The sequence below is a fragment of the Streptomyces hebeiensis genome, from assembly GCF_052983195.1.
The window spans coordinates 2504458-2517699 of the sequence record NZ_CM129812.1 but is presented as its reverse complement, the minus strand read 5'-3'; the positions used below and the strand labels follow the sequence as shown (position 1 = coordinate 2517699).

Below are 13242 nucleotides of genomic sequence, written 5' to 3'. Positions count from 1 at the left end.
GCAGAGCGGTCGAACCGCCCGCCAGTGCCCCTCCCGGCAAGGTTTGCGGCACTAGGCCCATCCGAGCGCGATCCGGCAGGCGCCCGTCCGGCCCTTCGCTGTCCGGCCCGGCGCTGTCCGGCCGGTTCCGTTACGGCGGAGTCCCGTTCGCGCCGGCCTTCCGATCTCCCCCCACCTCGCGTCCGACGTCCCCCATCCATGAATACGCCGGACACGAGGGATCGGTTCCCGCCCGGAGGCGCCTTACGCGTCGGTACGCGACCACCCGTCGAGGCACGGTCGCGTACCCGGTTCACTTGGAGAGGTTCGCCCCTTGCGGCGCGGGCGTTATCGGGGACGCCGCCATCGACTGCGGGGACGTCGGGCTGGACAGGGCGGACGGGGCGGAGACGCCCGCCGTCGGGTCCGAGGGCTCCTCCTCCGGCGCCTCCACGGTCATGCCGCCGACGATGCGGATGCCCGCCTCGTCGAACGCGCGCTTGATCCGCCAGCGCAGTTCGCGCTCCACCCCCAGCGCCTGGCCGGGCATCGTCTTCGCCGACAGACGCACGGTCATCGAGTCCAGCAGGACGGAATCCAGGCCGAGCACCTCGATCGGGCCCCACAGCCGCTCGCTCCACGGGTCGTCCTTGGCCATCGTCTCGGCGACGCCGGTGATGACCGTACGGACGTGATCCAGGTCCTCCGTCGGCCGGACCACCACATCGACCCCGGCCGTGGCCCAGCCCTGGCTGAGGTTGGCGATCCGCTTCACCTCGCCGTTGCGCACGTACCAGATCTCGCCGTTGTCGCCCCGCAGCTTCGTGACGCGCAGGCCGACCTCGATCACTTCGCCGGAGGCCACCCCGGCGTCGATGTTGTCGCCGACGCCGTACTGGTCCTCGAGGATCATGAAGACACCGGAGAGAAAGTCGGTCACCAGGTTGCGCGCGCCGAAACCGATCGCCACGCCCGCGACACCGGCGGAGGCCAGCAGGGGCGCCAGATTGATGTTCAGCGCGCCCAGCACCATCAGCGCCGCCGTCCCCAGGATCAGGAACGAGGCGATCGACCGGAGCACGGAGCCGATGGCCTCGGAGCGCTGGCGGCGGCGCTCGGCGTTGACGAGGAGGCCGCCCAGAGCGGTGCCCTCGACCGACTGGACACTGCGGTTCATCCGGTCTATGAGCTTGGTCAGGGCGCGGCGGATCACATGGCGCAGGACGAGGGCGATCACCACGATGAGCACGATGCGCAGCCCGATGCCCAGCCACGTGGCCCAGTTCTCCTCGACCCAGCTCGCGGCGTCGCCCGCCCGGTCCGCCGCCTCGTCGAGCGTGACGGAGTCGGACGAGGGACCGGCGGCGAGCGGGGCGGACCAGGACACGACACAACCTCCAGAAGGCTGCCGGGCCGGGTGCCGGGCAGCCCGACCACACTAACGGGGGAGCCGGGCCGGGCCGGTCCCGTAGCGGGCCCGAGAGACGCGACTCACGTAGGGTCCGCCGCTCCGCCGCGGGGTGCGCCGGTCCGCGCGCCCCGTCGTGCGCGCCCGCGCTCGGGACCCGTCCGTACCGGCCGGCCCGCGCGTGGAACCGGGCCCCGGCCGCCCGGTCGCCCCGTGTCGCCCGCCGGCCGCCCCCGCCCGGTTCGATCATGTGGTCGAAAACACTTCGAGCCCGTTACCTGGACGTGGTGGCGTTTCGACCAGGCATGAGGAGAGACTGAGAGCAGATCGTCCCGGCGCGAGCCACGCGCCGCCGGCGTACAAGGAGGCATCCGTGCCGCATGTCCTGGTCCTCAACGCGTCGTACGAGCCGCTCGGCGTCGTACCGCTTCGCCGCGCACTCGTCCTCGTCCTGGAGAACAAGGCACTCTGCCTCGAGGAGTCCGGCGCCTTCATGCACAGCGAGACCCGTGTCATCCCGGCTCCCAGCGTCGTACGGCTGAAGCGTTTCGTACGGGTCCCCTACCGGGGGCCCGTTCCCCTGACCCGCCGTGCGCTCTTCGCGCGGGACGGCGGGCGCTGCATGTACTGCGGTGGCGTCGCCACCAGCGTCGACCACGTCATTCCGCGCAGCCGCGGCGGTCAGCACGCATGGGAGAACGTGGTGGCCGCGTGCCGCCGCTGCAATCACGTCAAGGCCGACCGGCACCTGCGGGAGCTGGGCTGGCGTCTGAACCACCAGCCGGCGCCGCCGTCCGGACTGGCCTGGCGGATCATCGGGACGGGCCACCGCGACCCGCGGTGGCTGCCGTACCTGCAGCCGTACGGAGCGGAGGACGCGCTGGCCCGGATCGACGGACGCGGCTGAGCCGTCCCGCGGGGCCCCGGCCGGACCCCGCTCGGCCGCCCTCAGCTGCCTGTCGTCGTCCCGCCGCCTCGGCCGTCGCTGTCCTGCCGGCGGAGGCCGTCGAGGATGACGCTCATCAGACTCCGTGCCGTTGACTTCCACTCGTTCCGGTCGAGCCGGCCGAGGTAGGCGATGAGCAGCAGGACGCCGTGGGCGTCCACGTCCGTGCGGACGGAACCGGCCGCCTTCCCGGCGTCCAGCAGCCGCCCCAGGGCGCTTTCGATGGGGCTGTGGCTGTCTGCGACGAGGTCCTGCCACGCCGCCGGCTGGAGCGCCGCCAGGACGCCGCGCTTGATCTCGGCGTAGTCGATCACCCGGTCGAGCCAGTGACGCAGGGCCTCCACGGGCTCGTGTTCCGCCAGCAGGGCGGAGGCGGCGGCCACGAGCTCCTCGACATCGCGCCGGTAGACCTCGGCGAGGAGCGCTTCGCGACTGGGGAAGTTCCGGTAGAGCGTGCCCTGCCCCACCCCTGCGCGCTTGGCGATCTCGTTCAGATGGGGGCGTTCGGACTCGGCGAGCGCCGCGCGGGCGGCCTCCACGATGAGGGTCCGGTTCCGCGCCGCGTCCGGGCGGCGTTCTGGCGCGCTCATGGCCTCTCCTGGCGTTCTGCCTGCGACAAGTGGACACGTGTCCGGTAGGGTGGCAAGCGCCGGACACGTGTCCACTTTACTTTGGAGGCAGCAGTGCTCTCTCTTCGCGACAAGATCGTCGCCATCACCGGAGCGAGTGGCGGCATCGGCGAGGCCACGGCTCGGCTGCTCGCCGACCGCGGCGCCGCGGTCGTCCTCGCGGCGCGCCGCGGCGAGCGCGTCGACGCCATAGCGCGGGACATCCGGGCCGCGGGAGGCCGGGCCGCCACGTGCGTCATCGACGTCACCAGGGCCGAGGACCTGCGGCGCCTGGTCGCCATCACGGTCGACCGGTACGGCCGAATCGACGTGCTGGTGAACAACGCCGGCATCGCCCCGATCAGCCCGCTGGCCGACCTCGACACCGAAGGCTGGTCGGCCATGATCGATGTCAACCTCCGCGGGATGCTCAACGGTGTCGCCGCCGCGCTGCCCGTCTTCCGCGAGCAAGGGGCGGGCCACCTGGTGAGCATCGTTTCCGTGGCCGGCCTGGCCGGCGTGCACCCCTCGATGGCCGTCTACGCCGCGACCAAGAACGCGGTGCGCACCGTCCACGAGGGACTGCGCGTGGAGTCCACCGACGGCGTGGTGCGCACGACGGCCATCTCGCCGGGATACGTCCGTACCGATCTCGCCGACTCCATGGCGGACCCGCGTGCCCGCGAACAGACGCGCGAGAACATGGACGCCATGGGCATCTCCCCCTCGGCGGTGGCCGGCGCCGTGGCCTTCGCCGTCGAGCAGCCCGGCGACGTCGAGATCGGCGAGATCAACATCCGCCCCACCATTCAAGCGTGAGCCCCACCGATCAGGCATGACTCGCGCCGTCGCGAGGGAGAGAAGGTCGCGAGGGAGAGAAGGAAGAGGGAACAGAACGTGACTCAACACACGTTTACCGGCTGTACGGGTCTGCCTCGGCGACCGCTGGGTAGGGCTGAGGTGTCCTGTTCCCTGTCCGAAGGAGGCGCCGTCATGGCGGCATCCGCTCAGCTCCTGCTCTCCGCGCTCTCCAAACAGAGGGGTCCCGCCCCACTGACCAGCGAGCCTCCGCTCGCCGACCCCGGTGCGGGACCCCTGACCAGCGAACCGCCCCTCGCCGACTACGCACCCCTCACCAGCGAACCCCCGCTCGCCGACGTCGCCCCGCTGACCAGTGAGCCGACCGCGCCCGGTACGGCCGGCGGCACGGAGTCCCCAGGAGTCTGAATGGGCCTGGCCGGGCTCGCCGAGCTGCACGGTGTCGCAACCTCCTACGAACCCTCACCCGGCGTGACCGTGCCCGTGCCCGACGACACCGTCGTCTCGGTGCTGGCCGCGCTGGGCGTCGACGCGTCCACCCCCGAAGCGGTGGCGGACGCGCTGACCCGCGCGAAATCCGCCCTGGCGAGCCGCCTGCTGCCCCCGACGCTGGTGGTGTGGTGCGCCCAGGACGGTACGGCCCCCGAGCTGCCGCCGGCGCTGGCCGCGCTCCCGCCCGGGTCCACCCTCCGGGTGGCGACGGAAGAGGGCGAGCGGGTGGAGCTGCCGCAGGCCGGGGCCACGGTGCCGGTGGAGGCCGAGGAGCAGGCGGGACCCGGTCCGCGGGCCGCCGCGTGGGCCCGGCTGCCCCTCGGCGTGCACCGGCTGGCGGCCGGCGCCCCCGACGGCCGTACGGCAGAGGTGACGCTGATCGTCGCGCCCGGCCACGTACCCCGCCCACCGGCCCGCACGCACGGCTTCCTCGTCCAGCTCTACTCACTGCTCTCCCGCCGTTCCTGGGGCATGGGCGATCTCGGTGACCTCGCCGAGCTGGCCGCCTGGTCGGGCCGCGCCCTGGGCGCGGGATTCGTCCAGATCAACCCCTTGCACGCCGCCGTCCCCGGCGCGCCGACCGACCCCTCGCCCTACCGGCCCTCCTCCCGGCGCTTCCCCGATCCGGTCCACGTGCGCGTCGAGGCGATCCCGGAGTACGCGTACGTACGCGGCGCGGACCGGGCGCGGCTGGACGAGCTGGCGGAGAAGGCGGCGGCGCTGCGGGAGTCGGTCCTGGCCACGGACGCGCCGGGCGGCGCGGCGGAGGGATCCGGCGGCGCGACGCGCGCGCCCGGTGCCCCGGCGCACATGACGGGTGACGCCGGGACCGGTGCTGCCCCGGACGCGACCGGTGACGCGGCGGCCGGCGCGTCGGACCGTACGGGTCTCATCGACCGTGACGCCGTGTGGGCGCTCAAGCGCGCGGCCCTGGAGATCCTCGCCACCGTCCCGCCCGGACCCGGCCGCCACGCCGCCTACCGTGACTTCCTCGCCTCCCAGGGGCAGGCCCTGGTGGACCACGCCACATGGTGCGCGCTCGCCGAGGTGCACGGCCCGCGCCCGGGGGAGTGGCCCGAGCCGCTGCGCGACCCGCGCTCCGCCGGGACGGCGGCGGCCCGGCGGGAGCTGCGGGAGCGGGTCGACTTCCACTGCCGGCTGGCCTGGCTCACGGACGAGCAGCTCGGCGCCGCCTCGCGGGCGGCGGAGGACGCCGGGATGGCCGTCGGCATCGTCCATGACCTGGCCGTCGGCGTGCATCCGGACGGCGCGGACGCGTGGGCGCAGCGGGACGTGTTCGCCGCCGGCATGTCCGTCGGCGCCCCGCCGGACGCCTTCAACGCGCACGGCCAGGACTGGGGCCTGCCCCCGTGGCGCCCCGACGTGCTGGCGGCGTCGGCCTACGCCCCGTACCGCGGGCTGCTCCGGGGACTGCTGCGGCACGCGGGCGCGCTGCGGATCGACCATGTGATGGGCCTGTTCCGGCTCTGGTGGGTGCCCGACGGCCAGAACCCCACCCGGGGAACGTACGTACGGTACGACGCCGAGGCGATGCTCGCCGTCCTCGTCCTGGAGGCGCACCGCGCGGGCGCGGCCGTCATAGGGGAGGACCTGGGCACGGTCGAACCCGGTGTGCGGGAGGCGCTGGAGCGGCGCGGTGTGCTCGGCACGTCGGTGCTCTGGTTCGAGCGGGACTGGACGGGCACGGGGCGGCCGCTGCCGCCCGGGAGCTGGCGCGAGGGCTGTGTGGCCACCGCCACCACCCACGACCTGCCGTCCACGGCCGCCCGGCTGACGGGCGAGCACGTGGCGCTCCGGCACCGCCTCGGCCTGCTCACCCGCCCGCTGGAACGGGAACAGGCGGACGACCGGGCCGAGATCGCCGAGTGGCGCGCCTGCCTGACCCGGCTGGGACTGATCTCCGGGGGCACCCGTGACACCGGGGGCGCCCACGACACCGGAAGCGTCGGCGACGGCGGCGACGAGGCGGAAAGGGCGGAAGAGGAGGCGGTCCGCGCGGTCTACCGCTTCCTGCTGAGCACCCCGGCGCGCATGGTCGGCATCTGGCTGCCGGACACGCTGGGCGACCGCAGGCCGCAGAACCTGCCGGGGACCTGGGACCAGTACCCCAACTGGCGACTGCCCCTCGCGGACGCGAAGGGCCGCCCGGTGACCCTGGAGGACCTGGCGGCCGCACCGCGGCTGCGCCGCCTGATGGAGGTGTTCCCGGCCGCTACGGCACCCCCGCGCGCGCGTCCCGTGTAGGCGTTCGCTACGTTTGCACCGTGGACAAGAAGAACGCTCTGCGCGCCGGCGCCCTGGCGGCCGGTACGACGCTGATGATGCTGCTCATGTCGTCCCCGGCCCTCGCGCTCACCCGGGACGACGGCGACGACCCGGGTCCGGGCCTGAGCGTCGTCGAGACGCTCGGCCTCTTCGTGGTGGCCCCGCTGGTGATCTTCGGTGTCATCGCCGGCCTGGTGATGGTCCTGGACAAGTCCCGCAAGCCCCAGCAGCAGGGCTGACCCACGGCGCCCTCGCGGCACCGCCCGGCACAGGTGTGCGGGGCGGTGCTTTCGCGTGTCCGCGGGCAGGCGCCGTGACGTGGCCCGGCCTGGCCCACGGGGCGGGCGGGGGTACGTGCTCGTACCCGGCCGTACATGTACCCGGGCCGTACATGTACCCGGGCCGTACGCGGACCCGGGCCGTACGCGGACCCGAGTTCCCGCACGCGGACCCGAGTTCCCGCACGCACCCGGGCCCGCGCGGCCCGTACCCCCGCCCGGGACACCTCCTGAGCGCTACGCGATCCCCGCCGCCGCGTCCGCCGCCTGCGCCGTGAGCGCGCGCTCGACGCCCGAGCGGGACTCCGTCACCAGCCGGCGCAGCGCCGCGTTCGGGCCCGCCGAGGCCAGCCAGGCGTCCGTCGCCTCCAACGTGGCCCGGGAGATCTGGACGGCCGGGTAGAGGCCGACCGCGATCTGCTGCGCCATCTCGTGCGAGCGGGACTCCCAGACGTCCGCGACCGCCGCGAAGTACTTCTCCGCGTACGGCGCGAGCAGTTCACGCTGGTCGGTCTGGACGAAGCCGCCGATGACCGCCTCCTGGAGCGCGTTCGGCAGTTTGTCGCTCTCCACCACCGACGCCCACGCCTCCGCCTTGGCCGCGCTGTCCGGCCGTGCCGCCCGGGCCGCCGCCGCGTGGCGCTCGCCCGCGGCCGTCCGGTCGCGCTCGTACTCGGCGGCGATCTCCTCCTCGTCGTGCAGCCCCGTCGCCGCAAGCCGCTGGACGAAGGCCCAGCGCAGCTCGGTGTCCACGGCCAGGCCCTCGATGGTCTCCGTACCGTCCAGCAGCCCCTGCAACAGGTCGAGCTGCTGCGGCGTGCGCGCGGTCGCGGCGAACGCCCGCGCCCACGCCAGCTGGTGGTCGCCGCCCGGCTCGGCGGAGCGCAGGTGCGCCAGCGTCGCGTCCGTCCACCGCGTGAGCCCCGTCTCGCGCCAGTCCGGCGCCGCGTACAGGTCCAGCGCCAGCTTCACCTGCCGCTGCAGCGACTGCACGACGCCGATGTCCGACTCCTTCGCGATGCCGGAGAGCACCAGCTCCAGGTAGTCGCGGGTGGCCAGCTCGCCGTCGCGCGTCATGTCCCACGCCGACGCCCAGCACAGGGCCCGCGGCAGCGACTCCGTGAAGTCGCCGAGATGCTCGGTGACGACCCGCAGCGACTCGTCGTCGAGGCGGATCTTCGCGTACGACAGGTCGTCGTCGTTGAGCAGGACGACCGCAGGGCGCGGGGTGTCCGACGGGAACGGCACCTCCGTGCGCGCGCCGTCCACGTCCAGCTCGATCCGGCGCGTGCGGACCAGCTTGCCGGTGCCGGCGTCCAGGTCGTACAGGCCGATCGCGATCCGGTGCGGCCGCAGCACGGGCGCGCCCTTCGCGCCCTCGGGCAGCGCCGGCGCCTCCTGCAGGACCGCGAACGACGTCACGTGGCCCGACTCGTCCAGCTCGATCTCCGGCCGCAGCACATTGATGCCGGCCGTCTCCAGCCAGGCCTTCGACCAGACCTTCAGGTCCCGCCCGGAGGTCTCCTCCAGCGCGCCCAGCAGATCGGACAGGCGCGTGTTGCCGTACGCGTGCGCCTTGAAGTACGCCTGCACGCCCCGGAAGAACTCGTCCTGGCCCACGTACGCGACGAGCTGCTTGAGCACCGACGCGCCCTTCGCGTACGTGATGCCGTCGAAGTTGACCAGCACATCGTCCAGATCGCGGATCTCCGCCATGATCGGGTGCGTGGACGGCAGCTGGTCCTGGCGGTACGCCCACGTCTTCATGGAGTTGGCGAACGTCGTCCACGAGTGCGGCCACCGCGAGCCGGGGGCGTGCGCCTGGCAGGCGATCGAGGTGTACGTGGCGAACGACTCGTTCAGCCAGAGGTCGTTCCACCACTCCATGGTGACCAGATCGCCGAACCACATGTGGGCCAGCTCATGGAGGATCGTCTCGGCCCGCGTCTCGTACGCCGCGTCCGTCACCTTCGACCGGAACACGTACTGGTCGCGGATCGTCACCGCGCCCGCGTTCTCCATCGCCCCCGCGTTGAACTCCGGCACGAACAGCTGGTCGTACTTGGCGAAGGGGTACGCGTAGTCGAACTTCTCCTGGAACCAGTCGAAGCCCTGCCGAGTGACCTCGAAGATCGCGTCCGAGTCCAGGTACTCGGCGAGCGAGGGACGGCAGTAGATGCCCAGCGGCACCGACTGCCCGTCCTTCTCGTAGGAGCTGTGCACCGAGTGGTACGGGCCGACGATCAGCGCCGTGATGTACGACGAGATGCGCGGCGTGGGCTCGAAGACCCAGAGGTTGTCCCTGGGTTCCGGGGTCGGGGAGTTGGAGACGACGGTCCAGCCCTCGGGGGCGCGCACGGTGAACTGGAAGGTGGCCTTGAGGTCCGGCTGCTCGAACGAGGCGAACACGCGCCGCGCGTCCGGCACCTCGAACTGCGTGTACAGATACGCCTGCTCGTCCACCGGGTCGACGAAGCGGTGCAGCCCCTCACCGGTGTTGGTGTAGGCGCAGTCCGCGACGACCGTCAGCTCGTTCGGACCCTCGAGCAGCTCCTTGAGCGCGATCCGCGAGTTCGCGAAGACCTCGGCGACGTCCAGCGCCGTGCCGTTGAGGACGACCTCGTGCACGGTGGGCGCCACCAGGTCGATGAAGGTCTCCGCCCCGGCCTCCGCGCTCTCGAAGCGGACGGTGGTGACGGACCGGAACGTGCCGCCCTCCTGCGCGCCGCTGAGATCGAGATCGATCCCGTACGAGCCGACGGTGAGGAGGCGTGCGCGACGCTGCGCTTCCTCGCGGGTCAGATTTGTGCCAGGCACCCGGTTTCATCTCCTCGGTTCATGACGTTTCCGGTCATCCTTCCACGGCGGATCGCTCCGTGCGGTGGCATATCCCGCCGCAGCGGGGGTCGCCGGGCGGTCGCCGAAACCGCGGAGCGGGGCCTTCCGGTGCGTCCGGAAGGCCCCGCTCCGCGGTTTCGGCCGGTCGCCCGGCCCGTAGGCCCGGGCCGGCCGTCGTCTCAGCCCGTCAGCTCGGCCGCCACCAGCTCGGCGATCTGCACCGCGTTCAGCGCCGCGCCCTTGCGCAGGTTGTCGTTGGACACGAACAGCGCCAGGCCGTTCTCCACCGTCTCGTCGGCGCGGATCCGGCCCACGTACGACGCGTCCTTGCCCGCCGCCTGGAGCGGGGTCGGGATCTCGGACAGCTCCACGCCCGGCGCGTCCCCCAGCAGCTCGTACGCGCGCTCCACGCCGAGGGGACGGGCGAAGCGGGCGTTGATCTGGAGCGAGTGGCCCGTGAACACCGGCACGCGGACACAGGTCCCGGAGACCTTCAGCTCCGGGATCCCCAGGATCTTGCGCGACTCGTTGCGGAGCTTCTGCTCCTCGTCCGTCTCGAACAGGCCATCGTCCACGACGGAGCCCGCGAGCGGCACCACGTTGAACGCGATCGGGCGCTGGTAGACGGCGGGTGCCGGGAAGTCCACCGCCGCGCCGTCGTGCGTCAGCTTGTCCGCCTCGGCGACGACCTTCTGCGCCTGCCCGTGCAGCTCGGCCACCCCGGCGAGGCCGGAGCCGGAAACGGCCTGGTAGGTCGTGGCGACCAGCGCCGTCAGCTCCGCCTCCTCGTGCAGCGGGCGCAGGACGGGCATCGCGGCCATCGTCGTGCAGTTCGGGTTGGCAATGATCCCCTTGGGCCGGTCCTTGATCGCGTGCGGGTTCACCTCGGAGACGACCAGCGGGACCTCGGGGTGGCGGCGCCAGGCGGAGGAGTTGTCGATCACCACGGCGCCCTGTCCCGCGACCTTCTCGGCGAGCGCCTTCGACGTGGTACCGCCCGCGGAGAAGAGCACGATGTCGAGCCCCGTGTAGTCGGCGGTGGCGGCGTCCTCGACCGTGACGGGCGCGCCCCGCCAGTCGAGGGTGGACCCCGCGGACCGGGCGGAGGCGAAGAGGCGCAGCTCGGTGACCGGGAAGTCCCGCTCGGCCAGGATCCTGCGCATGACCGTGCCGACCTGACCGGTGGCTCCGACGATTCCGACCTTCACTGGGGCTCCTCACTCGCGACTGTCCCGGGAACGCGTTCCCTCATGATGTGTCTGTCCTGGGTTCGCTTGTCCAATCCATTGTCCGCTGGTCGGGACGGTGCGGATCGCGTCACACCCGTGGCGTGCGCCACGGTCCGTGCGGACGCGCCCGTACGGCCGCCTGTTCCGCCGTCCGACGTCACGCACCGCGAGTCGCCGTCACCCGGTGCGACGATCGGCTCGGCGTGTCCGGCGGCGCGGCAGCCGGTCACCGCGCGCCGTCGTGGCCCGTACTCCGTCGTGGCCGTACGGGCCCGGGGCCCGCGTCCCGGGGCGGCGTCCCGCCGTTCCGGCCTCCGCGGGACGGTGTGCCGACTACCCTCACGGGATGACCGGGATGAAGCAGGAGCTGCGCGTGGCGGCCTACGCCGTGTGCGTCCAGGACGGACAGATCCTTCTCGCCCGCTGGGTGGCGCGCGACGGCACCAAGCGCTGGACGCTCCCCGGCGGTGGCATGGAGCACGGCGAGGATCCCCGCGACACGGTGGTCCGCGAGGTCGAGGAGGAGACCGGCCACACCGCCGAGATCACCGCGCTGCTCGGCCTGGACTCGGTCCGCCGCCGCTACCCGCGCGCCCTGGGCCTGTCCGCCGACTTCCAGGGTCTGCGGATCGTCTACGAGGGCCGGATCACGGGCGGCACGCTGCGCCCCGAGACCGGTGGCTCCACCGATCTCGCGGCCTGGCACCCGCTCGGCGCGGTCGCCGGCCTCGACCGGGTCGAGCTGGTCGACGTCGCCCTGCGGCTGTGGCGCGAGCGGCCGCCCGTCGGACATGTCGTCGGCGAGGGGGACGGGCACCGCGCGGGGCGCGGCGAAGGTCCCGCCGTCGGCACCGGGCCGGGCCCGGCCACCGGCCGCTGACCGGCGTCGGCCCGTGCATACCGGGCCCGTGCCGCACCCGACCCGGTCGCGCCCCGACGCCAGAGGCCGGGCCCGGCGACTGACGGACGGCACCGGCACAGATGCCACGCCCGGCACGTGCCCCGGCCGGGCAGGAGCCCGCCCCGCGCGGTCACGCGGAACGCCGCCGGGCCGCACCGGTCACCGGGGGAGGACCGTCACGTACGCCGCCGGGTCCCGGTCCTCCGCCGCCGTCAGGGCCGTACGGACCACCGTCGCCTGCTGCTCCGGCGACTCCCGCAGCTTCGCCGGCGTCAGATGGACGACCGTGATGCCGAGGCGTTCCAGGTGCTCGCGCTTGCGGGCCGTCGCCGACCACCGCGCCTCCTCGTCGTCCGGCCCCGCCTGGGACTCCGTACGCGAGTGGACGCCCGGGTGCGGGGCCCGGGTGTCCAGTTCCACCGCGACGGCCTGCTCGGGCCAGTACGCGTCCACCGCGCCCAGGCCGGGCCCGCCCGGCAGTCTCAGGTCGACGTTCCACAGCGGTTCCGGCAGCCCGTGGGCGCGCACCATCTCGTACAGCCGCGCCTCGGCCAGCGTCCGTCCCTCCGCGAGCAGCGTGTCGACCGCGGCCACCACGTGCGGGCGCACCAGCAGCCCTGACTGGTGCAGCTCCCGGACCACCGCGGCCGGTTCGCAGTGCCCGCCGCGTACCGCCTCCGTCAGCAGCGTGACCACCGGGCCCGCCTCCGACAGGTCCGCGACGGCGTCGGCCACCGCACGTACCACCGGCGCCACCGGCACCCCGCCGACGGACTCGGGCCGGGGCAGCGCGCGTGCGCGGACGATACGGGCGCAGCCCGTGGAACGCAGCCGCCGGGTGCGCGGCACCAGGACGTCGATCCGGTGCAGCGAGGACAGCGGGGGAGTGGCCGAGAAGCCGTGCAGCGCCAGCGCCGCGAGCCCCGTGATCATCACCGGCCCGCCCGCCGAAGCGGCCGCCCCGGCCCCGGCCTGCCCGGCCGTCCCGCAGGCCCCGTCCGCCCCGGACGGCGAGGGCTGGGCCGGGACAGGCGCCGGTTCGGCCCGCCCCGCGTACAGCAGCACCGCGCGCAGCCGTTCCTCACTCGTCGGCAGGCCCGCGTGCAACAGGTAGACCCCCGGCAGCAGTTGCTGCCAGGGGCCGCCGGGCCGGCACCGCGCGGCGACCCGGCCGGCCGGCACACCGTGCTCGCGCAGCCGCGCGAGCGAGTAGACCCGCGCACCCGTCTCGCCGGTGAGTTCGCCGAGCGGGTGGGGGGAAGTGGGGGCGTCGTTGTTCATGTCCGGTGATCTCCCCCAGCCTCACCAGGCATCTAACCCCTGTTACGAATTCGTCGACAAAACCGGACAACACCGCCCTAAAGTACGGGCGTTCGAGCGCCGATCAGGATCCCCCTCCCGGTGCCCGGCCAACCATCTTTCACCCGGTCGGACCCCTGCCACCTGCTCGTACGCGGC

At 73.4% G+C, this 13242-nt stretch carries 11 protein-coding genes; 6 read left to right on the top strand and 5 right to left on the bottom strand.

The features are described 5' to 3' along the window. Positions 1–292: 292 nt before the first annotated feature. Complete coding sequence (locus ACU6P3_RS10745) at positions 293–1366, bottom strand: mechanosensitive ion channel family protein (protein WP_447196915.1); 1074 nt, start codon at positions 1364–1366, stop codon at positions 293–295. Between the two features lie 394 nt (positions 1367–1760). On the opposite strand from ACU6P3_RS10745, the gene ACU6P3_RS10740 reads away from it, so the two are divergent. Beyond that, positions 1761–2294, top strand: coding sequence for an HNH endonuclease (locus ACU6P3_RS10740; RefSeq protein WP_030748217.1), 534 nt, complete (start codon positions 1761–1763; stop codon positions 2292–2294). Between the two features lie 41 nt (positions 2295–2335). Here the strand turns inward: ACU6P3_RS10740 and ACU6P3_RS10735 are convergent, their stop codons facing one another. Continuing rightward, positions 2336–2923, bottom strand: a complete 588-nt coding sequence (locus tag ACU6P3_RS10735; RefSeq protein ID WP_447196914.1) for a TetR/AcrR family transcriptional regulator — start codon at positions 2921–2923, stop codon at positions 2336–2338. 93 nt (positions 2924–3016) lie between these two features. On the opposite strand from ACU6P3_RS10735, the gene ACU6P3_RS10730 reads away from it, so the two are divergent. The 4 genes from ACU6P3_RS10730 (at position 3017) to ACU6P3_RS10715 (ending at position 6777) form a co-directional block, all read left to right on the top strand. Next, on the top strand, positions 3017–3760 hold the full coding sequence (locus ACU6P3_RS10730; RefSeq protein WP_447196913.1) for an SDR family oxidoreductase: 744 nt from the start codon (positions 3017–3019) through the stop codon (positions 3758–3760). Positions 3761–3934: 174 nt separating this feature from the next. Continuing rightward, positions 3935–4168, top strand: coding sequence for a hypothetical protein (locus ACU6P3_RS10725; RefSeq protein WP_030748210.1), 234 nt, complete (start codon positions 3935–3937; stop codon positions 4166–4168). Then, entirely contained in the window at positions 4169–6517 is a 2349-nt protein-coding gene (gene malQ / locus ACU6P3_RS10720; protein ID WP_447196912.1) for a 4-alpha-glucanotransferase, read from the top strand. A gap of 20 nt (positions 6518–6537) precedes the next feature. Further along, positions 6538–6777: a hypothetical protein gene (locus ACU6P3_RS10715; protein ID WP_344277272.1), complete on the top strand. Its 240-nt coding sequence runs from the start codon at positions 6538–6540 to the stop codon at positions 6775–6777. A 276-nt stretch (positions 6778–7053) separates the two neighbouring features. On the opposite strand, the gene pepN is transcribed toward ACU6P3_RS10715, so the two are convergent. Continuing rightward, positions 7054–9633: an aminopeptidase N gene (gene pepN / locus ACU6P3_RS10710; RefSeq protein ID WP_447196911.1), complete on the bottom strand. Its 2580-nt coding sequence runs from the start codon at positions 9631–9633 to the stop codon at positions 7054–7056. Positions 9634–9833: 200 nt separating this feature from the next. Beyond that, positions 9834–10862, bottom strand: coding sequence for an aspartate-semialdehyde dehydrogenase (locus ACU6P3_RS10705; RefSeq protein ID WP_447196910.1), 1029 nt, complete (start codon positions 10860–10862; stop codon positions 9834–9836). Positions 10863–11238: 376 nt separating this feature from the next. Between ACU6P3_RS10705 and ACU6P3_RS10700 the strand changes: the two genes are divergently transcribed. Further along, a complete protein-coding gene (locus ACU6P3_RS10700; protein ID WP_447197838.1) occupies positions 11239–11763 on the top strand; it encodes an NUDIX hydrolase in 525 nt (174 codons plus the stop codon). Between the two features lie 180 nt (positions 11764–11943). Here ACU6P3_RS10700 and ACU6P3_RS10695 read toward each other — a convergent pair whose 3' ends face one another. Beyond that, complete coding sequence (locus ACU6P3_RS10695) at positions 11944–13065, bottom strand: hypothetical protein (RefSeq protein ID WP_447196909.1); 1122 nt, start codon at positions 13063–13065, stop codon at positions 11944–11946. Between the last annotated feature and the right edge of the window lie 177 nt (positions 13066–13242).

What these genes read in the sequence shown, in the direction of transcription:
- ACU6P3_RS10700 (WP_447197838.1), top strand. Translation starts at nt 11,239, where the DNA reads ATGAAGCAGGAGCTGCGCGTGGCGGCCTACGCCGTGTGCGTCCAGGAC.
- ACU6P3_RS10735 (WP_447196914.1), bottom strand. Translation starts at nt 2,923, where the DNA reads ATGAGCGCGCCAGAACGCCGCCCGGACGCGGCGCGGAACCGGACCCTC.
- malQ (WP_447196912.1), top strand. Translation starts at nt 4,169, where the DNA reads ATGGGCCTGGCCGGGCTCGCCGAGCTGCACGGTGTCGCAACCTCCTAC.
- ACU6P3_RS10695 (WP_447196909.1), bottom strand. Translation starts at nt 13,065, where the DNA reads ATGAACAACGACGCCCCCACTTCCCCCCACCCGCTCGGCGAACTCACC.
- ACU6P3_RS10725 (WP_030748210.1), top strand. Translation starts at nt 3,935, where the DNA reads ATGGCGGCATCCGCTCAGCTCCTGCTCTCCGCGCTCTCCAAACAGAGG.